The sequence below is a fragment of the uncultured Odoribacter sp. genome (assembly GCF_937966165.1).
Taxonomy (GTDB): Bacteria; Bacteroidota; Bacteroidia; order Bacteroidales; family Marinifilaceae; genus Culturomica.
The window spans coordinates 85,166-110,426 of record NZ_CALCLB010000012.1; the positions used below are offsets into that span (position 1 = coordinate 85,166).

Here is a 25,261-nt window from a genome sequence, read left to right on the forward strand (position 1 = left end):
TGTAAAAAAAAATTTTCCGGTACCTCTTTCCCTGAAAAAAACTTTTACTCTCCACGAACGGCATCCGGAATCCCCTTCGTTCCGATACAATTTTCTTTGCATTTTTCAAATACAAAATAGCCTTCTATGCCCTGTTCATCCACACTTATTCCTTTAATTGTCGTGCCGTCAACCAAAATGCCGAACCAGTTGTCCAATTTATATTCAACCTTATATTCCGAATAAATCACATCAAACTCCTGAGCTTCCAAACGGATTTTCAGTCCGTCTATTTCTCCGCGAAGAAACTCCTGAATCATGGAAGTACCGTCCCCTTCTGTCTTATCTGTAAAAATAATTCTTCCGGAAAGCTTATTTCCCTCTTGTTCCAAAACCACTTCTCCCTCCGCCACACCGTATCCGTAATTTTCCCGGTATTTCCATTTTCCTGTAAGCTTCATTCCCAATTTCTTTACTATTGCAATTATAATTCCTTCTCCTGTTTTTCTCCTTTCTTCGCCTCTTCCCAATAAGCTTCCATTTCCTCTAATTCCATCTCATTCAGTTTTTTCCCTGCAATATTTGCTTTTTCTTCCACATAGGCAAAACGGCGGATAAATTTATGATTTGTCTTTTCCAGAGCATTTTCCGGATTAATCCCATACAAACGGGCTGCATTGATTACAGCAAATAAGAAATCCCCCAACTCCATCTCCATTTTTTCAGCGTCTCCTTTTCTCATTTCTGCTTCAAATTCTCCCAATTCCTCCCTTACCTTTTCCCATACATCTTCCTTTTTTTTCCAGTCAAACCCGGCTCCTCTCACCTTGTCCTGAATACGATAGGCTTTCACCAAAGCAGGTAAAGAAACGGGAACACCCTCCAATACTTTATGTTTCCGGCCTTTTTCTTTCAATTTCAATTGTTCCCAATTTTGTAAAACTTCCTTTTCATCCTTTACCTGCACATCTCCGTATATATGAGGATGACGGTAACGTAATTTTTCACAGATATCGGTCAACACATCTGCCATATCGAAATCTCCCTGTTCCTCAGCCAGACTTGCATAAAAAACCATATGCATCATTAAATCCCCCAACTCTTTCTTCACTTCCGGCATATCTTTTTCCAGAATGGCATCTCCCAATTCATATACTTCTTCGATCGTAAGACTTCTCAAAGATTCGACAGTCTGTTTCTTGTCCCAGGGACACTTTTTTCTGAGCGTTTCTATGATCTCCAAAAGATCAGCAAAAGCTTCTTTTTTCTCATTCAAATGATTCATAATCTCAACATTCTCCGGAAATTGACGTTAAAATAAAAAGGATTAAAAACTTTAATCCCCATTCACCTAACCTTAATCCTTTTTTATTAATTTGCACCTGCAAAAATAAAGGTTTTATTTGAAGTTTCATGATAGAGAAAAGAATTAGTATCGGAAATATAGATCCTATTGATTTCTATGGCGTTAATAACACTAAATTCAATATACTGAAAGACTATTTCCCCAAGCTGAAGATCATCGCCAGAGGAGATGAAATAATCATACAAGGGGAAGAAAGCGACATCGAAATCCTTTATTCCAAAATTACAGCCCTTTTAGAACATTACCATCGGTACAACATGTTAACGGTGGCCAATTTAAAGCGGATCATACTGGAAGACAATACCATTGAAAATCCGGAAGACCTGGAATCGGTCATTCTGTTCGGAAATTCCGGAAAAGCCATACGGGCACGTACGCCGAACCAGCGGAAACTGGTCGAGCTGGCCCGCACCAATGATTTACTCTTTGCCACAGGCCCGGCAGGTTCCGGTAAAACATATACGGCCATTGCCCTTGCCGTAAAAGCACTTCGCAACCGGGAAGTCCGGCGTATTATCCTCAGTCGCCCGGCAGTAGAAGCCGGTGAAAGTCTGGGATTTCTTCCGGGAGATATGAAAGAGAAAGTAGATCCCTATTTACAACCTTTATACGACGCCTTATCGGATATGATCCCGCCTAAAAAACTGGAAGATTATCTCGAAACCGACGTCATACAGATTGCCCCTTTAGCTTATATGCGCGGCAGGACCCTTAATGATGCATTTGTCATACTGGACGAGGCCCAGAATACAACCCGGAATCAATTGAAAATGTTCCTTACCCGAATGGGTGTAAGTGCTAAATTTGTTGTCACAGGAGATATGAGCCAGATTGATTTACCCCGGCGGACCGACTCAGGCCTTATACACGCCTTCCGGATTCTACATAAAATCAAAGGCATAGCTTTTGTCGAATTCGATGCCGGGGACATCATCCGTCACCGTCTGGTAAAAGACATCGTCAAGGCATACGAAGAAAAGGAAGAAAAAAAAGAGGAAAATCATCGTGAAAAACAACAGGACCGGTAAACAACGGAAGTTTTTTTATTACTTTTGCCTGTCTCATATAAATTAACAATAATTACGAAAATAAGCATGGAAGCTATTGTAAAAACCGATTTCCATTTTCCGAAGCAGAAAAGTGTCTACAAAGGGAAAGTACGCGACGTGTATAACATCAATGACGAGTATCTGGTCATGCTGGTCTCCGACCGGATTTCAGCATTTGATGTGGTGCTCCCAAAGGGAATTCCCTATAAAGGACAGGTATTAAATCAAATTGCTTCCAAGTTTCTGGATGCTACTGCCGACATCGTACCCAATTGGAAAATTGCCACCCCCGACCCCATGGTTACCGTGGGACACAGATGCGAACCTTTTAAAGTAGAAATGGTCATCCGAGGATATCTGACCGGTAGCTCCTGGCGTGCTTATAAAGAGGGAGAACGGATGCTTTGCGGTAACCCGCTGGCCGAAGGAATGAAAGAAAATCAAAAATTCCCTCATCCGATCATCACCCCTACGACAAAAGCAGATGAAGGCCATGACGAGAATATTTCCAGGGAAGAAATCATCGCTCAGGGGTTAGTAAACCGCGAAGATTACGAGCTATTGGAAAAATATACCTACGCCTTATTTCAGAGAGGTACTGAAATGGCTGCTGAAAAAGGACTTATCCTGGTGGATACAAAATATGAATTCGGGAAAAAAGACGGAAAAATCTACCTTATAGACGAAATACATACACCCGACTCTTCCCGTTACTTCTATGCCGAAGGGTATGAAGAACGGTTTCAAAAAGGAGAAAAACAAAAACAACTCTCCAAAGAATTCGTCAGGGAATGGTTGATGGAAAACGGTTTTCAGGGACAAGCCGGACAGCAAATTCCGGAAATGACTCCGGCCATTATCAATGGAATTACAGAACGTTATATTGAATTATATGAAAACATTACCGGACAAAAATTCGTAAAAGACGAAAGTGCTGACGTTTTGAAACGGATTGAAAATAACGTAAATGCTTGTTTGAAGACGTTGTTATAATCTTCTGTTGTCCCCCGGTCAACGGTAATCTGGGCCGGTAAAGCTTTATCTGAAACCACTGATTAACGGAACGACTGTTCTGATCAAAACTCATCCCGGACTTTAGTTCCGTTAGTCAGTCTCCCAGAGAAGCACCGAATTAAATTTTCTTCCCGACTATCATTTCATTTAAAGTCCTATATTTCAATTCATAACCTGATCTCATCATCCGCATCGGTAAAACATGGGCCGAGCGGGTCAATACGCTTTCGGCTTCCCCCATAACCAACCATAATAACCAGCGAGGCACCGGTAAAGTGACAAAAGGAGGCCGGCCCGAAGCCAGTCCCTGTGCAAATTGTCTATAATTAACCGCATTGGGAATCACCATATTGTAAACCCCGTTCATTTCCTCATTCTGTAAGGTATAAAGCATAAATCCGGTTACATCTTCCACATGTATAAGTGGAAATTCCTGCTTCCCGTTTCCCAGCACAAGTCCGATACGTGCTTTAACCAAAGGCATCAGTTTGCGGACTACTCCCCCGTTCTCTCCGATAACAATTCCGAACCTCAGGATTACCCGCCGAACCCGGTATAAAGCATTCAATTCTTTTTCCCAGGCTTTCACCACAGCTGCCAGAAAATTATTCCCTAAATCTACCGATTCTTCGTCGCAAAACACATCGGGTTTATATATGCCGACCGCTGAAGCATTGATCCACAAAAAAGGCTTTTTTCCGGAAGCATTGACGGCACTCACCAGATTCCGGGTAATTACCCGGCGGGATTCCACAATCTCAATCATCTTTTCATTGGTCCAACGCCCGATCAGGCTTTCTCCGGCGAGATTGACAATGACGTCCGCCCCTTCCATAGCTTCCTGCAAGTTCTTGCCTCCGGGCAGTAAAATTTCTCTCGGTACACTATAAATCCGGTGTCCTTCTTTCTCAAACACTTTCTTTACCTGCTGACCGATAAATCCTCCCAAACCGGTTACCAATACATTCATAAGCTTTACAGTTTGCAAAGCTTATTAACGGTGAAAGAAAAGAAAAGTTTCGGAATAAATGGAAATGCAAACCGGATTAATTTACGATAAACCCTTTAAAATCATTGTGTAAAAAAGTACGTAATTCTTCCGGACTGATCCGTACCTTGTAATTCCCGTCTTTAACAAAAGTGATATTTCCGGTCTCCTCGCTGACCACCACAATAAGAGCATCACTAACGGCACTCAATCCGAGAGCTGCCCGGTGCCTTAATCCCATACTGCCCGGTAGATCTGTCTTATCCGATACAGGCAGAATACAACGGGCTGCCAGTATTTTATTCTCAGCAATGATAACAGCTCCGTCGTGCAAAGGAGTATTTTTGAAAAAAATATTTTCAATTAAATCAGAGGATACTTTTGCTTTCAGAATTACGCCTGTCTGGGCATAATTGAACAATTCCGTATTCTGGGCAAATACAATCAATGCTCCGGTCTTCGTCATGGAAAAATATTCACAAGACTGTACAATCGCCTCCGAAACATCTTCTTTGATCACAGGTTTAGCAAATAAACTTTCCAGATTAAAGATATTCTGCAAATTGTATTTACTTCCGATCAATAAGAGAAAACGCCTTACTTCCTGCTGAAATACGATTAAAAGAGCAATAACCCCCATACCGATAAACTGCCCCAGGATGGAAGAAATTAATTCCATATTAAAAGCCCTCACCAGCAACCAAGCCAGGTAAAAAATAAATATACCTGCAAAAATATTAATAGCAGCCGTCCCCTTCACTAACCGATAGATTTGGTAAAAAATGAAAGCTACAATTAAAATATCCAGGACATCAAATATGCCGAACTTGATAAACAACGAAATCATTTACAGGTCTGTTTAAATAATACACAAAACTAAATAAAATATACCAATCTACCAATAAGAACAAAGGAATGTAAACGAGGGATATTTTCCTCTTCCGTCTCAGGCAGACGGCTCTGTATTTGTCGCTTTGGTTTTCAACTGATTCTTCTTATGCCGTTCATTCATACTGAGGATGACGATCAATACGGACATTAATACCAGTAATAAACCGACAAAATTTTTAACTCCCAATTCTTCCTGAAAAGCAAAAACGCCAACTATAATAGCAGTTATCGGTTCCAAAGTTCCCAATACCGATGTTGCTACCGACCCGATACGGGCCACAGCTGCTACTAAAAGCCGGGCAGAGATCACCGTACTCAAAATTCCCAGCATCGACATATCAAATACAAAACGGAGCGTAAAATCCAGTACTAAATTTCTCCTCAATCCAGCTGCTATCAGATAAAAAATAGCCGTAAAAGCCAATACATAAAACGTCAGCACATCTGCATTCAACGCTTTCAAATGCGGACGGTTCAAGGCGACGATATAAGTACCGTACGTAAAAGTCGTCAACAATGCAAATACTAAACCGGCCCATCTGATTTCCCCATTACTCCAGGACATAAAGTACACTCCCAGAATAGCCAGTACAATTGCACCTTTCACCCGTAAAGACAAATATTGTTTGTAAAATAACGACATAAACACAGCGACGACCACCGGATACAGATAATGGATGGAAGTAGCAATTCCGGTAGGCATATACCGATAGGACAAAAACAAAAAATAGGCAGTAATTCCATATCCACCGACTCCGGCCCACAGTAGCTCAACCAAAGTTTCCCGGTCAATTTTCAGGGATATTTTCCGGAAGGCCAGGTAGATTCCGTACACAAGGGCAGCAATCACATAGCGGTACACTAATATCGTATCGTTATTTATCCCCTCCCGCATGGCCGTATTGGCAAACAATGGAATCATCCCAAAGGTAGCCGCAGAAATACATGCATAAATTATTCCTTTTATTTTTTCCATGCCTCCATTTTTTGTGCTGCAAAATTAAAGAATTCATTCCGTAAACGCCTGCGCTTATCAGATAATTTTTCCGGTATAAGTTTTTAGGTACTGTTTGGTTTTTTCAACGAAAAAAAATAAAAAGAGGTTTTTAAAATCATTATCTTTGCAGATATTCTCTAAAAGAAAAGTTATGCGATATTGGATTACGATTATCACTTTGCTCGTTTGTGCAACTGTTTATGCCCAGAATGAAGCGAAAACAATACTGGATAAGTCTACCGCCAAAATTAAAGCTTTGCCTGCCGTAGAAATCGATTTCACACTCACGATGGAAAACAAAGCCGAGAACATTCAGGAAAACCATGAAGGAAAAGCCTGGATGAAAGGCAATCTTTACAAACTCAACATCATGGAGGTAGAAAACTATTACGACGGGAAGAATATCTATACTTACATGCCGGAAGTAAATGAAGTGAACCTGAAAAATCCATCGGATGAGGAAGAAGAAATGCTGAGTCCGACCAAAATATTCGATATTCACAATACCGGATTTACCCAAAAATTACTTTCCACTGAAAACGGAATTGCTTATATTGAACTTTATCCGCTCCAGGACGATAAAAATTTCACCAAAATAGGTATCCGTGTAAAAACAGCGACTTCTTCCATAGAAGAAGTCAGATCTTTCGGGAAAGACGGTAACGATCTGATCATCCGGATAAAGAGCATTAAGCAGCCTTCGCCTCTCCCGGCTGATTCCTTTTTTAAATTTGATACAGCAGCCCACCCGGAAGTGGAAGTGGTGGATATGAGATAAACAACTGAAATCCGATATTCAGCTGCATAAAAGACTTAAAAGCAAAGGAGGGATCTGTTTCCGTTTACAACCTGAACTGTTAAACGATAAACTGCCGGCCGGGGGAGTTATTGATCCAAATCTTCCCTGAAAAACTAAACTTTCCATGAAAAGTTCAGTGCTGTGATCTAGTATACTGTTTTATATCTTCTGTTGCGAAACAGGGATCTATTCTTGCCGGTCTAAACATTAAAACGGAAATGCATAATGTCCCCGTCCTGTACAATATAATCTTTTCCTTCCACCGACATCTTTCCGGCCTCCTTACACTTCGCCTCCGATCCCAATGTCACATAATCCTCATACTTGATCACCTCAGCCCGGATAAAACCTTTTTCGAAATCGGTATGGATAATACCGGCAGTTTGCGGAGCTTTCATCCCTTTGCGAAAAGTCCAGGCCCGCACTTCCTTAGCTCCGGCTGTAAAAAACGTCTGAAGATTCAATAAGCGATAAGCAGTACGGATCAATTTATTCACGCCGGCTTCTTTCAACCCGATATCTTCCAGAAACATTTGTTTTTCCTCGTAAGTATCCAATTCCGCTATATCGGATTCAATGCCGGCTCCGATAATCAGTACTTCAGCTTTTTCATCCTTAACAGCCTCCCGGACAGCCTCTACATATTTATTTCCCTGCACAACCGAGGCTTCGTCTACATTACATACATACAAAACAGGTTTATTGGTAAGCAATTGCAAATCCCGGGCCGACTCCTGCTGCAGTTCATTCAATTCCACCGTCCGGGCCGACAAACCTTTTTCCAGAGCAGCTTTATAAAGATAAAGTACTTCCACCAACCGCTTTGCATTGGCATCCCCTCCGGTCATTGCCCGTTTTTCTTCTTTCTGCAAGCGGTTTTCCACCGTTTCCAGATCTTTCAATTGCAATTCGGTATCGATAATTTCTTTATCCCGCACCGGGTCGACACTCCCGTCCACATGTACGATATTATCGTCATCAAAACAACGCAATACGTGAATAATGGCATCCGTTTCCCGTATATTGGACAAGAATTTATTTCCTAAACCTTCCCCCTTACTCGCTCCTTTTACCAGACCGGCAATATCCACGATCTCCACTACTGCAGGTACCACACTTGCCGGTTTATCTATTTCGACCAAACGGTTTAAACGTTCGTCCGGAACCGTAATTACTCCTACGTTTGGTTCTATCGTACAAAAAGGGAAATTTGCCGACTGCGCTTTTGCATTACTCAAACAATTAAATAAAGTCGACTTACCTACATTCGGAAGTCCGACAATTCCACATTGTAATCCCATGAATTCAAGTTAAAGTTATAAGCCGGAAGCCTAAAATTATCAGCCCACAAAGGTAACACTTAAATACCAAAATCCAAAGTATCTTCCAAATTCCTCTCCGCCATTTCGCCTGAGGAAATTCCGGATTTTTAATACTTTTATTCCTTTCTGTCCTTTACGACAAAAAATTCTGACTTTGCCTTTTCACTGTTTACCTGATTCACATCCGTTTCCGGCAGCTCCCCTTCATTCGCTACACGATCAGACTAAACCGGAGTTGAAAGCAGGAAAATGCTTCCTTATCCGAAAGAAAACATATTTTCCAAAATCCAGTATGTCTTTAGGTACTGCAAAATAAAAGGGAGTAAATCTTTAGCGCACAGTAATATGAAAACATCCTTGTTTGGATTCGTAACGGACATAACAGCGTTTTTCATTTCGCAAATCCCGTAATACCTCGGCCAATACGGATTTCAATTTGTCGGGTTCCGCTTCCCGGAAACCGGACTTTTTAAACCGGGTATAAGCAATATCAAAAGTAGTACCGAACAAATGAGCTGAGTTGGCACTGGCATTCAAGTTGCGCCGGCGTAATTTTTTCAAAGATTCGTTCGTACGCCATACACTGGTAACGATGACAGAATAGGAAGGCATCCCTTTACGGGAAAGAGAGTCTTTGAAATTAGCAGCAATCGTCTGTAAAAGAGAGGCTGCCCGAGGTACCAGATAAGGCTGGGAATGTGTCAGAGGATCGACTTCATATAAACGGCAGGATCTTATCTCCTCTATCTTTCCCTTTTGGCGTTTTAATTCTTCCAGGGAACTTACCGGCTCAATACCCCATTTACGGGCTCCCTTCAAATGACGGTCATTCAGGTCGTTAAAAGTACGGGAATAATTTCGGAAATAGACGAAACGCTCCGGTTTCTTACGCCCCTGACATCCTGCTTCCAGTAAAAAAATAAAAATCAGAAATAAACATAAATAGCGCATCCCACCTCTTTTAGGAGGCAAAGATAACCAAAATAAAAAAATTTTACGAAAGAGAAGTTTTAATTATTTTCGGATTAACGGCACTTTGTACCCGATTAATCCGTTCATCCGGAACGTTAGTTCCGTTAATCCGCGAAACGTCGATCCGCTTCCGCCAGGAAGCATTCCCCTCTTTCAATTCCTCTCCTTAAATTTCTTCAACCCTTCTTTCAGATACTCATAAAAAGCATCCCGATTCAAGTCATACCCTCTGGCAGGCATAAGCATATATTTCTCCAAGTCCTGTCCTTCTGCCCGGCTATCCAATAAAATATAATTCGGCTGGGCATTTGAATGGAAATATTTTATTTGAAAATCCGCATTTTTCTTACCCAGTGTTTTTTTCTGCTTCCCGTCATAATCGGAGACATACCATTCATTTTCCGGCAATGATTTTTTATCATCGATATACAGGGCAACCACCACATAATCGTGTTTCAGCATATCTAAAATACGGGGGTCAGACCATACAGACTGTTCCATTTCCCGGCAATTGACACATCCGTGACCGGTAAAATCAATAAACAAAGGTTTATCCTGAGCCCGGGCGCATTTCAAAGCCTGTTGAAAATCAAAATAACCATCTATACCATGAGGCAAATGCAAAAAATCAGCATATTTGGGATCTTCGCATGCCTCTGACATAGTCCGGCTATTTGTTCCCCCGACAGCTATGCCGCTCTTCATAATTTCCTTTGCATTATCCCTCACAATCCGGTTGACATCAAAATCTATAGTCTCCTGAGGAGGTAAATAACCGGCCAGGGCTTTCAGCGGAGCTCCGAACATTCCGGGAATTAAATAAACAACAAAAGCAAAAGTAGCGATAATAAAAGCAAGGCGGGGCACCCCGATATAGGACAGATCACTGTCGTTTTTAAACTTCAGTTTACCCATCAGATAGAAGCCCTGCAAAGTAAATACGGCTACCCAAATGGCGATATACACTTCCCGGTCCAGTAATCCCCAATGATATGTCTGATCGGCTACCATCAAAAATTTAAGCCCCAAAGCAATTTCTATAAATCCCAAAACGACCTTTACTGAATTCAACCACCCTCCCGACTTGGGCAGATTACTCAGTTTTGAAGGGAAAAAAGCAAAAAAACCGAATGGTAAGGCAACAGCAAGGGAAAACCCGAGCATACCGATGATGGGCCGCAATACAGACCCCCGGGCAGCCTCAACTAAAACCGTCCCGACAATCGGGGCAGTACAGGAGAAAGAAACCAGGACCAGGGTAAAAGCCATAAAGAAAGCTCCTACATATCCGCCCTTATCCGCCTGCTTATCGGATTTATTGACCAGCCAGGAAGGAAGTACAATTTCGAATGCCCCGAAAAAAGAGGCAGCGAATATCATGAAAATGATAAAAAAGAACAGATTCGGTACCCAATTCGTACTCAGCCAATTAATAAAATCCGGTCCCAAAAGAATAGAAACGACAACTCCCAGTATCGTATAGATTACGATAATAGATAAAGAGAAAAACAAAGCTTTGGCCTTGGCTTTCGCCTTATTCGCATCCCCATGCATAAAGAAAGAAACCGTCATGGGAATCATCGGAAATACACAAGGCATCACTACAGCTGCCAAACCGGCAATAAAAGCCAACCAGAAAAATGTCCACAAAGATTCATCCCCTTTGTGATCTCCTGTTGCCGGCTGTATTTGTTCTGTTACCGTTTCCCGGCTAACATCCTGCTGATGTCCGGAGAGAGGGATCTCAAAATCGGTATCGAACATAATACACTGCCCCTGCTGACAGACCTGATATTCCAATGTACCTTTTACTGCAGCTAAGACAGGATCTGTCACCTTTATCTTTTGTTTAATAATATATTCGCTTTCAAAATACCAGACATCCACATCGAATAATTCATCGAAATGTTTCTGAGGTTCATTTTCAACGGCCTTACCGATAAATTCAACACCCTTTCCCTCCTCATTCAATGTCAAAGTTGTAGCCAAAGGTCCGCCCTCCGGCGTAAACATAGAATACACTTTCCAACCCGGCTCCAGAATTGCTTGCATAGTCAGCTCGTATTCCCCATTCCCCAAATCTTTCTGGGTGAATGTCCAGGTTGCCGGGTTTTCTACCTGCGCACTCAATGCCATTACACCTAAAATACAAGTCAGTAAAAAAGTAAATAATCCTTTTTTCATAAATGAATATATAATTAAATTGAAGTGTATAATTCTCCTGCAACAGTTTACTATCCGGAAACAAAAATAGAACTAATTTTTCCCCCAGACGAAAGTCTGTTCCCTATTTAACATTTAATTAATGAAAAACGAACTATCAGAGGTAAGGTTTCAGTGAACAGCACACGAATATCCGAAAAATCTTAACGAGAAATGAGTATTCTCTGTTTTCCTTATGGTCACTTTCTACTTAAAAAAATCGGTTCTGCTATCCCCTCCAGAACCGTAACTTTATCCCGATATCCTTCCCTTCCCCCAAAATCATTCACCCGGAATCATAACATTTTCCCTTTCCTTAAACAGTTAAACATTATCAATCCGCAATTTCCCGTTTATATTGATTATAAAAGTGATATTCATAAATGTAATAAGAAGGAACATCTACTACCTTTAAAGAAACCCGGTAACGGAAAGCCCATTTTAATCGTAAAGAAAAGAAACCTTCCTTTAAATAAGCTCCCACAAAAGGATGTACTTTTAATACAATATTTTTACATTTTTTCTCTTTCGCAATGTATTCCAGCTGGTCTTCAATCTTGTCAATCACCAGTATAGCGGCTTCAGCTTTTCCGGTACCGTGGCAGACGGGACAAACCTCCATGGTATCTACTGTCATCTCGGGCCTTACCCGTTGACGGGTAATCTGCATCAAACCGAACTTGCTCAAGGGCAATATCGTATGTTTTGCCCGATCGATTTCCATACAGGTTTTCATCTTATCGAACAACTTCTGACGATTTTCGGCCAGTTGCATATCGATAAAATCGATAACAATAATTCCTCCCATATCCCTCAACTGCAACTGTCGGGCCACCTCTTCTGCAGCAGCCAGATTTACTTCCAGGGCATTCGATTCCTGGTCGTCTCCCAATTTTGCCCGGTTCCCACTATTTACGTCAATGACATGGAAAGCCTCGGTGTGTTCAATAATGAGGTAAGCTCCGTTTTTAAACGAAACCGTTTTTCCCAAAGAAGATTTGATCTGTTTATCTACCCCGAAATGATCGAGTATGGGGATTTCCGGGGAAACATATTTGACAATATCTTCTTTTTCCGGAGCGATCGTACTCAGAAAGTGTTTGATTTCTTTACTCAACGTGATATCATTTACATAAATATTTTCAAATGAGGGATTCAATATATCACGTAGAAAAGCACTTGTGCGATCGATCTCTCCCAGAATCAATTTCGGGGGTTCAATATCCCGTATATGTTTAAAAGCTGTCTCAAACCTTTCCACCAATTCCTTGAGTTCACTGTCGAACTGGGCTACTTTTTTCCCTTCAGCTACCGTCCGAACAATCACCCCATAGTTTTTAGGTCTGATACTTTCGATAAGCCGTTTTAATCTTTTCCGTTCCTCTGGCGATTTAATTTTCTGGGAAACGGAAACCTTTTCTGAAAAAGGCATAAGCACCAGATTCCGTCCGGCAATACTCAATTCTGAGGTAAGCCGCGGTCCTTTTGTAGAAATGGGTTCTTTAGCTACCTGCACGGCTACCCACTGCCCTACCGTCAGTATATCGGAAATTTTTCCGACTTTACTAATTTCCGGTTCCAGTTTCAGCTTGGCCACAGGCAAACCTTTACGGGCAATACACTGTTTGATGTAACTATCCAAGGAGTGAAACTGCGGACTTAAATCCAAATAATGAAGAAAAGCATCCTTCTCATACCCGACATTTACAAAAGCAGCATTTAACCCGGGCATAATTTTCTTAACCTTCCCGAGGTAAATATCCCCTACTGCAAACTGAACGCTCGTTTTCTCTTTCGTCAGTTCAATCAGTTTTTTCTCTCTCAACAAAGCGATGATGATTTCATCTGCCCTGACATCAATAACTAACTCACTGTTCATTGATAAACACTACTTATAAACCAATGTCTGTTAGAAGACAAATAGAAACGCCGGACTTCTTTTTCCGGTTTCATTTTTATAATTAAATAAACCTAAAGAACTTCGGTTCTTTAGGTTTACCTTCGCAACTCACAAACTCTGACTATCTCTTCTTATGACGATTCTTTCTCAGTCTCTTTTTGCGTTTGTGAGTAGCCATCTTATGTCTTTTTCTTTTTTTACCGCTTGGCATAATCTACTCCTTTCTTATTTTTTTACTTTACCTTTAACTTCTGTCACAAAACTTTTGGAAGGTTTAAATGAAGGAATGAAGTGTTCAGGAATTTTAATGGTCACGTTCTTTGAAATATTCCGGGCTGTTTTCTCTGCTCTTTTCTTTACGACAAAACTACCGAATCCTCTCAAATACACATTTTTACCACCAACTACGGAATTCTTTATTGACTCCATGAAAGCCTCTACTGTAGCCTGCACCGCTACTTTTTCAATCCCGGTTGTTTTCGAAATTTCGTTAACAATATCCGCTTTAGTCATTTTCTATAAATATTTAATATTCAATAATTTATTTCTTTTCGTCTGTTTTCAGTCTGCAAATATAAGCCTTTTCCTCAAACAATGAAACAAACCTTTGAATTTTTTCATTAAAAAATGCAGATTTCCCATACGTTAGGACGAATAAATCTTCCGCAGGCACAGTAAAAACAAAGAAATATTCCTTTAATTGGAATTAAGGAGAAATAGGTTTAAACATTTAAATGTAAAAATGTTTAACGGTTTAAAAGTACAAAGGTGTAAACATTTAAATATTTGGAGATAAGAATTTTATACCTGATTTAAACTCATCCGACGAACTGCGGCAAAGGAACTTTCCGGTGTCAGTGACCGGATTAAACCGATAATCCCCCTTATAGGTTACACATCTTCCCCTCTTACTTTTTTACCTTTGGACATTTTTGAACAGGAAAACAGTTCAAAGGGTAAACGTCCGAACGATATACTCTTATGCCATAATTTCTATCTTTTTCAAAAAAGAGGAAAGGTGCAATAATCACCGTTAAAATAAATTTTTATATAAATATAAACACGAAAGGATTAAAAATAAATATCATTTGTAAATAATTAGGCGGACGAGCATGTTATTTACAATAATCGCAAAAAATATCTTCATTTCTTACGACATCCATTTTTACTCTGCACCTCCTTTCTTTTCTTCAAATCCTGTAAAAACTTCTCCTGAATCTTCCGATTCCCATAATTTATTATTAAATTCGCATTCAATAATTTTTGATGAAAAATAGGTTTTAAAATAGCTGTTTTTTTCGTAACTTGTGTAAAATTTAAACCGGCTGATTATGGTGAATAAAGTAATTTTAATAGGAAATGTCGGAGCCGATCCTGAAGTTCGGTATCTGGACGGTGGTGTGGCTGTTGCGAATTTACGGCTGGCAACCACAGAAAGCTACAAAAATAAGAATGGGGAAAAAGTAGACCAAACGGAATGGCATAATATTGTTTTGTGGAGAGGTTTGGCTGAAATTGTAGAAAAATACGTCAAAAAAGGAATGCGCCTTTATATTGAAGGCCGGATCCGTACCCGTTCCTGGGATGATCAGAATGGAGTGAAAAGATACACTACTGAAATTTATGCCGATAATATGCAGATGTTGTCTTTCGGCCGTCAGGACAGTTCCGATATGCCTAACCGGACAACTGCCGCCAATGCAGCTTCTTCTGCCCCCGTGAATACCCCGGCACCGGACGACAGTGATGATCTGCCTTTCTAAAAACGGAACTTATAATGCCTGTACGCGCAGACAGGCATTATAAAATTTCCGTTACGCATTTACAAATTTTGCAGATGCTTGATGTTTAACTAATAATATAAATTTTGGAAACTGAACTTATCTGTGCCGTCTCGGATATAACTGCCGGCCCGTTTAATTTTATCGATTTAATTTACATTATTATCTTACTACTGCTGCTTTTTTCCTCCGCAGCGATATCCGGTTCAGAAGTAGCTTATTTTTCCCTTACTCCCGGACAACTGGAAGAACTCCGGCAAAAAGGATACGAAAAAGTATGCAATCTGTACAAAAAGCCGGAAAAACTACTGGCTACGATATTGATTTCAAACAATTTTGTAAACGTAGGCATCGTCATTCTTTCTTCTTATCTGGTCGATTCGCTGTTCGATTTTTCTGCTAATCCGTTGCTGGGCTTTTTTATACAAGTAGTGGTTGTTACATTTGTCATCTTACTTTTCGGAGAAATCATCCCCAAGTTATATGCAAACCGCTCTGCCATGTCTATGGCGATCTTTATGGCTGCTCCACTGACTTTTTTAGGGGTGGTATTCCGTCCGTTGTCGGCTCTGCTAATCGGTTCAACTTCTCTCATCAGTAAAAAGATTGCAAAGAAAAACAGTATTTCCATCGATCAGCTTTCCAAAGCCCTCGAATTGACCAAAGATTCGGATATCAATGAAGAAAAAGAAATCCTGGAAGGCATTGTCCGTTTCAGTAATATTTATGCAATCGACATTATCCAGCCCCGTATTAATGTGATCGCGATCGATCAGGAAGATCATTTCGATCATATCCGGGAAGTCATTATCGAACACGGTTATTCCCGTATGCCGGTTTATGAAGAAAATCTGGATAATATCGTAGGAATTCTCTATATCAAAGACTTACTCGCTCATTTGGGAGAGACAGAAGACTTTAAATGGCAAAGCCTCATCCGTCCGGCATATTTCGTTCCGGAAACCAAAAAAATCAACGATTTGCTGGAAGAATTCCAGTCCAAAAAGGTACATCTGGCTATTGTGGTCGATGAGTACGGAGGAACTTCCGGAATTGTTACCATGGAAGATATTCTGGAAGAAATCGTAGGAGAAATTAACGACGAGACAGACGAACAGGAAAGGACTTATATTAAAATCAAAAACAACGCATTCATTTTCGAAGGACATACGCTACTGAATGATTTTGAAAAAATAACCGGATTGGAAGACGACAGTTTCGAAGAAATAGAAGGAGAAGCGGATACCCTGGCAGGGCTTATTCTGGAAATCAAAGGGGAACTTCCCAAAAAGAACGATATCATCACCTACAAAGAGCATAAATTTACCATCCTGGATGTCGACAACAGGCGCATTAAAAAGATCAAATACGAAAATACGGCCCAGGCTTCTACGCAAAAGACAAAATAGCCTCCTCCTTACTGAAAGAGCGCCTTCCCCTTTGCCGTATAAGGGGGAGTAATGCCCATAATCTTACATAAAGTAGGCAAAATATCCGCCATATAACACTCTCCCGCCAGGGAAGCATTTATTCCGGCTCCGTAAAAATATACAGGAACTTTATTCCGTTTGCTATACCGGAAATAATTATCTTCCCGGTCTTTCAAATCCGGTATCCAAGCCGGCTGTAAACAGAACAAGATATCCCCGCTCCTTTTCTGGGAATAAGCATTCTGCATCAGCATTTCCGAACCGTGGGAAAATGCATTCCGGGTCAGGGAATAAGCCGTCAATACTTTGGAAATCCCCTCGAATTCGATCATAAAATCGGCTACCTTATCCTGCATATCCTTTAACGAAATTTTGTTTCTTTCCACCAATTCGCGGTCCAGATAAATTTGTCCCGCATCATAGTCAGAAATCCAGTCTCCCTCTCCGTAAATTAGTCCCATATAAGACTTCAGAAGTGCAACAGATTTAAAAATACTGAAATAACCTCCCTGTATCCGCATCTCTCCCAATTCCTCCGGTAATAATTCCCGGGCTTCTGAGAAAGTAAGGAATACAGTATAATTTTCTTTCCCGACTTTGGTATCCAATAAGGTGAACAATTTCTCCAGATCCCGGTCCAAACGCAACACCAGATCCCGGAACTCCCGTGCATATATACCGAAATCACGGTTCATATAATCCAGTGAAGAAAAAGTCAAAGCCAGTAAATCCGCATCGTTATCCCTCCCCAAACTAGTTTCAACAATCAATTTCTCTGCCAGTTGCTCTACTAAGGTATTGGCATAAGGGGTCGCTTTTAATACCCGGTAGGTATCAAATTTACGTTTTGCCTGCATTATATCGTAGAAAAAACTCCCTCCCCCTGATTTATTTTTAAATTTCACGGTTGCCGTACGATCTTCTTCTTCCGACAAAGGCATCCATCCCCTTCGGATAAAGAAATCACTCTCTACGGTAGTATTGTAATTTTTCAACCAGGCAGGAAGCGAATCGGCATAAAAATCAGAAGATACCCAGGTACCGCTATTCTCACTAAACCAAAAAGCCATATCCGCACAAGTTCCTCCGCTCAATACGGCATCTTCCGGATTCATGGCAATACTGTAAACCTTCGAAAAAATATTCTCTTTTTTCATGGCACATCCCAAGGTCATAGCCTGAAGCTGTACAGGCGCATACCCCGGAGCAAAACTCCCTCCGATCTCTGAAAAATCTTCCGCCCTGACGTTATTCTCCCTTCTCTTCCGCAAACGGTCGTACCAATCGTGGGAGACAATACCGTGCTCCACCGGGAGTACACCCGTATAAATACTCGCCTGATCCACTCCCGTCTGCGTATAAAGATAATCATAATCAGCCATCGCTTTCTTCCCCTGCTGCATAAGACGTCTCAATCCCCCTTCCCTCAAATCGTTCCGGTATAAAGTCAGCCATTCCGGATAAAACTGATCGATAGTAATTCCGACAACTAAACGGGTTTTATACTCCACTGCATACCCGGTAATTCCCTCCAATAATAAAAATAATAATATCAGTTTTTTCATAATCAGCTCTTCTCGTATTTCCGACAAAGGTAAAAAAACAAAATTATTAATACCTCTCAAATAAAAGAAAGTTCAGTAGCCTTCATTACAGGAAAAGATACCGGGGAAAGGAAAGATTTAAATGTTTCCTTGTTCAAGCGGGGGAAAAAGATTTTTATCAGTGAACAGGAAAAGGGGTATTTATGCTGACAAGGATAACCATTAATTATTTTCATACCGGAACACTTTTATATACATATATTTAAAATCCTAATCCGATCGGCTGTTTTACCAACTATAATTTCTATATATTCTCTCCTCTAAAAATGTATTTTTTTAAGAATAAAAGCAATAAATATTATAATTTATAAGCGGAACGCGTTCCGTTTGATATTTGTTTACTATATTTACACCATTAAACTAAATGTGGTAAAAACATGGAGGACAAAAAGCTTCAGTTAGCTGAAAAGCTAAGAAATTATATTTACCGATACGGCATAAATGACTTTAATGAAGAGCACCTGAAAAAAGTGGGTTTAACGACAACCGAACTGAAAGAGAATTTCAGAAACCGGGAAGAGATCGTAGATGCAATTCTCAGTCACGAAAGGAAATGTTTTGAAGAAATTTTCAACGAATACAATTTTGACGGATGGAATGCGATCGATATTATGCTCATCGTAAGCAATGAAATCAACAATCGCTTTTTCAATGTCACCCCTTCTGTTACCATGGCTTTGGCAAAGACGTTCCCGGATCTCTATATAACCCATCTGAATCAACGTGCGGATTTTATATATGAAAAAATTAAAATCAATATTGAAAAAGGGATGGAACAAGGGATGTACAAAAACGATGTATCCAGCGAAATGATTGCCCGCATGTTTATTGCCAAGCTGAACGATATTCATAACCCTGAAATCTATCCGCCGGAAGGTTTTACTTTTACAACGATTTTCAATAATCTGATCGACAACGTTATCAAATCGATCACAAACGAAGAAGGGAAAGGATACTATAAACAACGGAAACAACTCTACAGTGTTTTGAATTTCCGTTAAACAAGATAATTACAAAACGATTCGCTTAAATGATAAAACCATGAAATATCAAATTGACGACATAGATAAAAAAATACTTTCTTACCTTGTCAAAAATGCCAGGGTACCCTTCCTGGAGATTGCGCGAGAATGCGGAATATCGGGAGCAGCTATCCACCAAAGGGTTAAAAAAATGGAAGATGCCGGGATTATTGAAGGGTCCCGTTTTATTGTTAAACCCAGGGCTTTGGGATTAAAAATATGTGCTTTTATCGGAGTTACTCTCGATAATGCCCATCAGTATAAATCCGTCGTCAAAGAACTGGAAAAAATTCCGGAAATCATTGAATGCCATTTTATTACCGGTCATTACGCTTTTTTGTTAAAACTTAGGTGCAATAATCATCAACATCTTATGGATGTGCTGATCAACACTTTACAGAATATACCCGGAATAGCCAAGACAGAGTCATTTATCTCTCTGGAACAAATCATCGAAAAGCAAATCGATCTGATTCAAGACGAAACAAAATAAAAGAAAAATCAACTGAAAAATTGCTTTTTCAATGCCGATATCTGTGTCCGGTTCGGCAGAGTCCTTTCACTCAACGGTGAATAAATTTTCGGTTCTGATAAATCGATATGAATCCATAAACTACTGATAATCAATAAATAAAGCTCCCTATAGGGAGCTTTATTTATTGTACCAAAGCACGTATTTTCGGGAAAGTCACTTTTTACCAGAAACCTTACAAGGGACTTTTATTTCACAATAACTTTGTCGTGCTCCTTATCGCAATCTACTTCCAGGATTTCGCCTTCGGGTACATTTCCTTTGATAATCACTTCTGCCAATTCATCTTCCAGGTATTTCTGAATAGCCCGTTTTAAAGGACGCGCCCCATATTGGGGATCATACCCTTTCTCTGTCAGAAATTCTTTGGCAGCATCTGAAATTTTCACGGAATAGCCCAAATCTTTTACCCGTTTCATCAATCCTTTTAGTTCGATATCAATAATCTGGTGAATATTCTCTTTTGTCAAAGCATTGAAAATAATCACATCATCGATACGATTCAGGAATTCCGGAGCAAAAGCCGTTTTCAACGCTTTTTGAACCACTCCTTTGGCATAATCGCTGTCAGTAGTGCGATCTTCGCGTCCGAAACCGATTCCCCTTCCGAAATCTTTCAATTGCCGGCTTCCGATATTGGAAGTCATGATCACAATCGTATTTTTAAAATCCACTCTTCTTCCCAGGCTATCGGTCAACTGCCCGTCATCAAGCAATTGTAACAGAATATTGAACACGTCGGGATGTGCTTTTTCTATTTCATCCAATAAGATGACAGAATAAGGTTTCCTCCTTACTTTCTCGGTCAGCTGCCCGCCTTCTTCATATCCCACATAACCCGGAGGAGCTCCGACCAGACGGGATACAGCAAACTTCTCCATATATTCACTCATATCAATCCGGATCAACGCATCATCCGTATCGAATAAATATTTCGCCAAGACCTTTGCCAACTGTGTTTTTCCGACACCTGTAGGTCCCAGGAAAATAAAAGAACCGATCGGGCGGTTAGGATCCTTCAAGCCCGCGCGGTTCCGATGAATAGCTTTTACAATCTTTTCAATCGCTTCATTTTGTCCAACCACACTGCCAGCCAGTTCATCGTGCATTTGCAGCAATTTCATCCCTTCGGTTTTTGCAATCCGTTTTACAGGTACTCCCGTCATCATCGCCACAACTTCCGCAACCTGCTCTTCATCTACTGTAATCCGGTTTTCACTCAGCTCTTTCTGCCAATGTTCCTTTTCCTGTTCCAAAGAAACGGACATCTGCCGTTCTTTATCCCGGAAAGCTGCCGCCACTTCAAAATTCTGCTGTTTAACAGCTTCTTTTTTCTTCTCCTTGATTTCCTCTATGGCTTTTTCCAGTTCTTCAATTACAGGAGGTACGTTGATATTGGTAATATGTACCCGGGAACCGGCCTCATCCAAAGCGTCAATTGCCTTATCCGGCAAAGAACGGTCGGAAATATAACGCATGGTCAGTTTGACGCAAGCCTTTATGGCTGCAGGGGTGTATCTTACATTGTGATGGTCTTCATAGCGGGACTTGATATTATTCAGAATCTCTACCGTTTCTTCAAAAGTAGTCGGTTCTACCAGTACTTTTTGGAAACGGCGCTCCAAAGCCCCGTCCTTCTCAATATTCTGGCGGTATTCATCCAGTGTAGTCGCACCGATACACTGAATTTCTCCTCTCGACAAAGCCGGCTTCAGCATATTGGCTGCATCCAGGCTCCCTCCGGAACCTCCTGCCCCGACAATAGTATGTATTTCGTCGATAAACAATATGATATTCTTATTTTTAGCCAGTTCGTTGAGTATGGCCTTCATCCGTTCTTCAAATTGTCCCCTGTACTTTGTGCCGGCTACAATCGAAGCAATATCCAGGGCTACCACCCGCTTATCAAACAACACCCTCGATACTTTTTTCTGCATAATCCGGATAGCCAAACCTTCGGCAATAGCGGATTTTCCTACCCCCGGTTCTCCGATTAACACCGGATTATTCTTTTTCCGCCGGCTCAAAATCTGGGCCAAACGCTCAATTTCCCGCTCACGTCCCACTATCGGGTCCAAAGTCCCCTCTTCTGCTGCACGGGTAATATCGATTCCGAAATTATCTAAAACAGGCGTATCCGAACGGCTTGCTCCCTGCTGACGATAAGGATTGTAAAGCGGGTCATTTTCCCCCATATCCTCATCTTCATCCGAGTCTTCCTTATAATCCGACTGCATTCGGGCCCGTTCTTTTAATAATTGCTCCTTAAAGATTTCGTAATCTATTCCCATTGTTTTAAAAAGCTTGGAAACAAAGCCCGATTCCGTCCGCAATATAGCTAACATCACATGCTCTGATTCAATTTGCTCATCTCCTAATTTCAATGCTTCTTCCATTACCTTTTTCAGAATACTGTTGGAAGCCAGGGTAAAATCAAGCTCAGAGTCGTCCTGTTTATCCTTTTTTTTCTCTAATTTTTCTTCTATTCTTTCTTTTACTTCATAAAAATCTAATCCCAATGCCACAAGCACATCGATCGCTCTTCCCTGATTTAACCGGAGTAATCCCAAAAATAAATGCTCCGGATAAATTTTTGAATTTCCCAATCGCCGGGCTTCTTCACCGGCAGATGTCATAATTTGCTTTAATCTTTTCGTATCACTTTTCCCCATTTCACCTGATAATAAACGACTTACATTTAAATTTCTCAGTCGTATTTGACATGTTAAAGGTAATATATTCCACTGAGAATTGATATTGAAAAATAAAAATTATTATTACTTATCGTTAATCATCTCCCGAAATTTCTCCTCATCTATAATGGGGATACCCAATTTCTCTGCTTTTTTCCATTTGCTACCGGCATTTTCTCCGGCCAAAAGGAAAGCGGTTTTAGCAGATACAGAATCACTTACCTTACCGCCAGCCTTCAAAATAATCTCTTTGAAATATTCTCTCGGGCGACTTAAAGTACCCGTTATTACGAAAGTCATTCCCTGAAAGATATCACTTTCCCCTTCTTCTTCCCCTATTTCACCCTTTACTCCATACGCTAACATCCGTTCTATTAATTTCCGGTTCTCCTCTTTGCTGAAATATTTCAACAAGCTCGCTGCCATTTGTTCCCCGACGTCTGCTACTTCTATCAGTTGCTCATAAGTCGCATGCATCAGATTATGAATATTTTTAAAACTCTTCGCTAAATTCCGGGAAGCCGTTTCTCCGATATAACGAATCCCCAAACCATACAGAAAAGCTGGAAAACCTGCCGATTTGGATCTTTCGATACCGGCAATCAGATTGTCTGCCGTTTTTTCCTGTATACGATAAACATTTAAGGTATTCAATTTCCGGACCAGTTTTTCATTTCCGGCGAAAAACTGCCGGATGCGGGCAGCATCTTCTTCTGTAATACCTTCTATTGCCGCTATTTCTGCGGGACTTGCGATTGCCAGTTCGTAAATATAATCGAATGCCGACGTCAGTAATTCTGCCTGATGAAACTCAATACCCGGGATATTCAAAGCATATATCACATAATCCAAGGGAATATCAGCCACTTCCCCCGCCCCCTTCAGGCGTTCAAGCGTTTCATTAAAAGGCATACGGAAATACTCCTGTATCCGGTTCACCGCCTTTTCCCCTTCTTCCGCAGTTGACCAGGGCAGAGCCGCTAATTCAGCCTTACTACTTTCTGACAAAGCTTTAAGAGACGGAAAATGCTCCGCTAAAAGAAGGGCATTCCGGGCGGAAATATTTTTCAGCCCGATTTCAAAACCATAGATAATTTTAGCCAAAGGAATACTACTCACTTCATAAATCCGGGGGTAAATAATTTTTTCCAGTCCGATTAATTCCTCCCTTCTGGATGGTAATTCATAGATATCCGCTACATTCCGGATGTATTTCTTTGCCAACAGCAAATCAATGGTCTCCTCTCCCATCCCCTCTATATCCATGGCCTTCCGGCTTACAAAATGTTCTATTTTTCCGGCTATCTGGGGAGGACAATGTTCTTCGTTCGGGCAATAGTGATTTGCCTCTCCCTCCACCCTCACCAACTCCGTACCACATTCCGGGCAATGAGTGATAAATTCTACGGGGAGACTACCGGGTTTCCGCCGGTTCCGGTCAACCCCAACAATTTTGGGTATTATCTCTCCCCCTTTTTCTACATATACCGTATCTTGTTCATGCAAATCCAATTCGGCAATGATATCTGCATTATGCAGAGAGGCCCGTTTTACGACAGTTCCCGCCAGATGAACCGGTTCCAGATTAGCTACAGGCGTAATACTCCCCGTCCGTCCTACCTGATAAGAGACACTGACCAGCGGAGTTTCTTCCTGTTCTGCCTTGAACTTATAGGCAATCGCCCAACGCGGAGATTTCGCCGTATATCCCAAAAGCTTCTGTTTTTCCAGGTCATTCACTTTTACCACAATTCCATCGATCGGGACCGGTAAATGAATCCGCTCTTTATCCCATTTTTTTACAAAATTCCACACTTCCTCCATACTATCACACAATTCAATATAAGGAGGGATACGGAATCCCCATTCCCTGGCCTTCTGTAAATTTCCGTAATGAGTATCCGAAGGGGTAATCTCCCCGGGAATATAATACAGGAAGCAATCCAGTCCCCTTCGGGCGACCAATGCTGAATTCTGCAATTTAAGAGTACCGGCAGCCGCATTCCGGGGATTCGCAAACAAAGCCTCCCCTGCCTCCGCTTTCTCCTGATTCAAACGGTTAAATACGGCAAAAGGCATCAGAATCTCCCCCCTGATCTCAAATTCAGGAAGATAATCTCCATGCAGTCTCAAAGGAATGGTCCGGATGGTCCTCACATTTGCCGTTACATCGTCCCCCCTGACCCCGTCTCCACGGGTAACCGCCCGTGTCAATTCCCCCTTTGTATAAGTAAGACTGATAGAAGATCCATCGTATTTCAGCTCACAAACATACTGCACATCTCCGGCCGTCTTTCTTACCCGTACATCAAATTCCCTCAGTTCTTCCTCACTGTATGTATTTCCCAAAGATAACATCGGATATTTGTGCAATACCTGGGTGAATTCGCGGTTGATATCCTGTCCTACCCGCTGAGTAGGAGAATTCGGATCATACATCTCGGGATGGGCAGCTTCCAGTTCTTCCAGCTCCTGCATCAAGCGGTCAAATTCCCGATCGGAAATCTCCGGAGCATTCTCGATATAATATTTATCATTATGATATTCAAGCAACTTTCTTAACGATACTATTTTTTCCGCAATATTTTCCATAAGTCAATCTTTACGCTTATGCAAAGGTAGGGAAAGTTTTCCGAATCCAATATTCCTACTGCTGAAAGTACAACAGCATTTTCCTTAGAATTTTATTTGTTTTTTTTGATAAAATTTAAAATCTAAAC

At 41.0% G+C, this 25,261-nt stretch carries 20 protein-coding genes; 7 read left to right on the top strand and 13 right to left on the bottom strand.

Going from position 1 to position 25,261, the window contains the following annotated elements:
• Positions 1–44: 44 nt before the first annotated feature.
• Both Q0465_RS04210 and mazG read right to left on the bottom strand, forming a co-directional pair.
• Positions 45–440, bottom strand: coding sequence for a hypothetical protein (locus Q0465_RS04210; protein ID WP_298613254.1), 396 nt, complete (start codon positions 438–440; stop codon positions 45–47).
• 23 nt (positions 441–463) lie between these two features.
• Complete coding sequence (mazG, locus tag Q0465_RS04215) at positions 464–1,264, bottom strand: nucleoside triphosphate pyrophosphohydrolase (RefSeq protein WP_298613257.1); 801 nt, start codon at positions 1,262–1,264, stop codon at positions 464–466.
• Between the two features lie 128 nt (positions 1,265–1,392).
• Between mazG and Q0465_RS04220 the strand changes: the two genes are divergently transcribed.
• Both Q0465_RS04220 and Q0465_RS04225 read left to right on the top strand, forming a co-directional pair.
• Positions 1,393–2,373 (top strand): PhoH family protein, encoded by a 981-nt coding sequence (locus Q0465_RS04220; protein WP_298613259.1) that lies wholly within the window; start codon positions 1,393–1,395, stop codon positions 2,371–2,373.
• 66 nt (positions 2,374–2,439) lie between these two features.
• Positions 2,440–3,387: a phosphoribosylaminoimidazolesuccinocarboxamide synthase gene (locus Q0465_RS04225; RefSeq protein WP_298613261.1), complete on the top strand. Its 948-nt coding sequence runs from the start codon at positions 2,440–2,442 to the stop codon at positions 3,385–3,387.
• Between the two features lie 139 nt (positions 3,388–3,526).
• Here the strand turns inward: Q0465_RS04225 and Q0465_RS04230 are convergent, their stop codons facing one another.
• The 3 genes from Q0465_RS04230 to Q0465_RS04240 form a co-directional block, all read right to left on the bottom strand.
• The gene (locus Q0465_RS04230) at positions 3,527–4,378 is read right to left on the bottom strand and encodes a TIGR01777 family oxidoreductase (RefSeq protein ID WP_298613264.1); all 852 of its coding nucleotides are present in this window, start codon (positions 4,376–4,378) and stop codon (positions 3,527–3,529) included.
• A 76-nt stretch (positions 4,379–4,454) separates the two neighbouring features.
• Positions 4,455–5,243, bottom strand: coding sequence for a diadenylate cyclase CdaA (cdaA, locus tag Q0465_RS04235; protein WP_298613267.1), 789 nt, complete (start codon positions 5,241–5,243; stop codon positions 4,455–4,457).
• 99 nt (positions 5,244–5,342) lie between these two features.
• Positions 5,343–6,263 carry a DMT family transporter gene (locus Q0465_RS04240; protein WP_298613270.1) on the bottom strand — a complete coding sequence of 307 codons (921 nt, stop codon included), beginning with the start codon at positions 6,261–6,263 and terminating at the stop codon, positions 5,343–5,345.
• A 172-nt stretch (positions 6,264–6,435) separates the two neighbouring features.
• On the opposite strand from Q0465_RS04240, the gene Q0465_RS04245 reads away from it, so the two are divergent.
• On the top strand, positions 6,436–7,062 hold the full coding sequence (locus Q0465_RS04245; RefSeq protein ID WP_298613273.1) for an outer membrane lipoprotein carrier protein LolA: 627 nt from the start codon (positions 6,436–6,438) through the stop codon (positions 7,060–7,062).
• Positions 7,063–7,283: 221 nt separating this feature from the next.
• On the opposite strand, the gene ychF is transcribed toward Q0465_RS04245, so the two are convergent.
• The 5 genes from ychF to Q0465_RS04270 all read right to left on the bottom strand — a co-directional run bounded on the left by ychF (position 7,284) and on the right by Q0465_RS04270 (position 13,992).
• Complete coding sequence (gene ychF / locus Q0465_RS04250) at positions 7,284–8,384, bottom strand: redox-regulated ATPase YchF (RefSeq protein ID WP_298613275.1); 1,101 nt, start codon at positions 8,382–8,384, stop codon at positions 7,284–7,286.
• A 351-nt stretch (positions 8,385–8,735) separates the two neighbouring features.
• Entirely contained in the window at positions 8,736–9,356 is a 621-nt protein-coding gene (locus tag Q0465_RS04255; protein ID WP_298613278.1) for a DUF5715 family protein, read from the bottom strand.
• Between the two features lie 174 nt (positions 9,357–9,530).
• Entirely contained in the window at positions 9,531–11,561 is a 2,031-nt protein-coding gene (locus tag Q0465_RS04260) for a cytochrome c biogenesis protein CcdA (RefSeq protein WP_298613281.1), read from the bottom strand.
• Positions 11,562–11,913: 352 nt separating this feature from the next.
• Positions 11,914–13,458 carry an Rne/Rng family ribonuclease gene (locus tag Q0465_RS04265; RefSeq protein ID WP_298613284.1) on the bottom strand — a complete coding sequence of 515 codons (1,545 nt, stop codon included), beginning with the start codon at positions 13,456–13,458 and terminating at the stop codon, positions 11,914–11,916.
• A gap of 246 nt (positions 13,459–13,704) precedes the next feature.
• The gene (locus Q0465_RS04270) at positions 13,705–13,992 is read right to left on the bottom strand and encodes an HU family DNA-binding protein (protein ID WP_009135609.1); all 288 of its coding nucleotides are present in this window, start codon (positions 13,990–13,992) and stop codon (positions 13,705–13,707) included.
• An 815-nt stretch (positions 13,993–14,807) separates the two neighbouring features.
• On the opposite strand from Q0465_RS04270, the gene Q0465_RS04275 reads away from it, so the two are divergent.
• Together Q0465_RS04275 and gldE are read left to right on the top strand one after the other, a co-directional pair.
• Positions 14,808–15,242, top strand: coding sequence for a single-stranded DNA-binding protein (locus tag Q0465_RS04275; RefSeq protein ID WP_298613962.1), 435 nt, complete (start codon positions 14,808–14,810; stop codon positions 15,240–15,242).
• A 104-nt stretch (positions 15,243–15,346) separates the two neighbouring features.
• Positions 15,347–16,669, top strand: a complete 1,323-nt coding sequence (gldE, locus tag Q0465_RS04280; RefSeq protein ID WP_298613289.1) for a gliding motility-associated protein GldE — start codon at positions 15,347–15,349, stop codon at positions 16,667–16,669.
• 8 nt (positions 16,670–16,677) lie between these two features.
• Here gldE and Q0465_RS04285 read toward each other — a convergent pair whose 3' ends face one another.
• Positions 16,678–18,255 (bottom strand): alkaline phosphatase family protein, encoded by a 1,578-nt coding sequence (locus Q0465_RS04285; RefSeq protein WP_298613292.1) that lies wholly within the window; start codon positions 18,253–18,255, stop codon positions 16,678–16,680.
• Between the two features lie 416 nt (positions 18,256–18,671).
• On the opposite strand from Q0465_RS04285, the gene Q0465_RS04290 reads away from it, so the two are divergent.
• Both Q0465_RS04290 and Q0465_RS04295 read left to right on the top strand, forming a co-directional pair.
• Positions 18,672–19,295, top strand: coding sequence for a hypothetical protein (locus tag Q0465_RS04290; RefSeq protein ID WP_298613295.1), 624 nt, complete (start codon positions 18,672–18,674; stop codon positions 19,293–19,295).
• Positions 19,296–19,335: 40 nt separating this feature from the next.
• Positions 19,336–19,809, top strand: coding sequence for an Lrp/AsnC ligand binding domain-containing protein (locus tag Q0465_RS04295; protein WP_298613298.1), 474 nt, complete (start codon positions 19,336–19,338; stop codon positions 19,807–19,809).
• A 227-nt stretch (positions 19,810–20,036) separates the two neighbouring features.
• Here Q0465_RS04295 and Q0465_RS04300 read toward each other — a convergent pair whose 3' ends face one another.
• Together Q0465_RS04300 and ligA are read right to left on the bottom strand one after the other, a co-directional pair.
• Complete coding sequence (locus Q0465_RS04300) at positions 20,037–22,520, bottom strand: ATP-dependent Clp protease ATP-binding subunit (protein WP_298613300.1); 2,484 nt, start codon at positions 22,518–22,520, stop codon at positions 20,037–20,039.
• A gap of 105 nt (positions 22,521–22,625) precedes the next feature.
• Entirely contained in the window at positions 22,626–25,133 is a 2,508-nt protein-coding gene (ligA, locus tag Q0465_RS04305) for an NAD-dependent DNA ligase LigA (RefSeq protein WP_298613303.1), read from the bottom strand.
• Positions 25,134–25,261 lie beyond the last annotated feature (128 nt).

What these genes read in the sequence shown, in the direction of transcription:
- Q0465_RS04210 (WP_298613254.1), bottom strand. Translation starts at nt 440, where the DNA reads ATGAAGCTTACAGGAAAATGGAAATACCGGGAAAATTACGGATACGGT.
- mazG (WP_298613257.1), bottom strand. Translation starts at nt 1,264, where the DNA reads ATGAATCATTTGAATGAGAAAAAAGAAGCTTTTGCTGATCTTTTGGAG.
- Q0465_RS04220 (WP_298613259.1), top strand. Translation starts at nt 1,393, where the DNA reads ATGATAGAGAAAAGAATTAGTATCGGAAATATAGATCCTATTGATTTC.
- Q0465_RS04225 (WP_298613261.1), top strand. Translation starts at nt 2,440, where the DNA reads ATGGAAGCTATTGTAAAAACCGATTTCCATTTTCCGAAGCAGAAAAGT.
- Q0465_RS04230 (WP_298613264.1), bottom strand. Translation starts at nt 4,378, where the DNA reads ATGAATGTATTGGTAACCGGTTTGGGAGGATTTATCGGTCAGCAGGTA.
- cdaA (WP_298613267.1), bottom strand. Translation starts at nt 5,243, where the DNA reads ATGATTTCGTTGTTTATCAAGTTCGGCATATTTGATGTCCTGGATATT.
- Q0465_RS04240 (WP_298613270.1), bottom strand. Translation starts at nt 6,263, where the DNA reads ATGGAAAAAATAAAAGGAATAATTTATGCATGTATTTCTGCGGCTACC.
- Q0465_RS04245 (WP_298613273.1), top strand. Translation starts at nt 6,436, where the DNA reads ATGCGATATTGGATTACGATTATCACTTTGCTCGTTTGTGCAACTGTT.
- ychF (WP_298613275.1), bottom strand. Translation starts at nt 8,384, where the DNA reads ATGGGATTACAATGTGGAATTGTCGGACTTCCGAATGTAGGTAAGTCG.
- Q0465_RS04255 (WP_298613278.1), bottom strand. Translation starts at nt 9,356, where the DNA reads ATGCGCTATTTATGTTTATTTCTGATTTTTATTTTTTTACTGGAAGCA.
- Q0465_RS04260 (WP_298613281.1), bottom strand. Translation starts at nt 11,561, where the DNA reads ATGAAAAAAGGATTATTTACTTTTTTACTGACTTGTATTTTAGGTGTA.
- Q0465_RS04265 (WP_298613284.1), bottom strand. Translation starts at nt 13,458, where the DNA reads ATGAACAGTGAGTTAGTTATTGATGTCAGGGCAGATGAAATCATCATC.
- Q0465_RS04270 (WP_009135609.1), bottom strand. Translation starts at nt 13,992, where the DNA reads ATGACTAAAGCGGATATTGTTAACGAAATTTCGAAAACAACCGGGATT.
- Q0465_RS04285 (WP_298613292.1), bottom strand. Translation starts at nt 18,255, where the DNA reads ATGAAAAAACTGATATTATTATTTTTATTATTGGAGGGAATTACCGGG.
- Q0465_RS04290 (WP_298613295.1), top strand. Translation starts at nt 18,672, where the DNA reads ATGGAGGACAAAAAGCTTCAGTTAGCTGAAAAGCTAAGAAATTATATT.
- Q0465_RS04295 (WP_298613298.1), top strand. Translation starts at nt 19,336, where the DNA reads ATGAAATATCAAATTGACGACATAGATAAAAAAATACTTTCTTACCTT.
- Q0465_RS04300 (WP_298613300.1), bottom strand. Translation starts at nt 22,520, where the DNA reads ATGGGGAAAAGTGATACGAAAAGATTAAAGCAAATTATGACATCTGCC.
- ligA (WP_298613303.1), bottom strand. Translation starts at nt 25,133, where the DNA reads ATGGAAAATATTGCGGAAAAAATAGTATCGTTAAGAAAGTTGCTTGAA.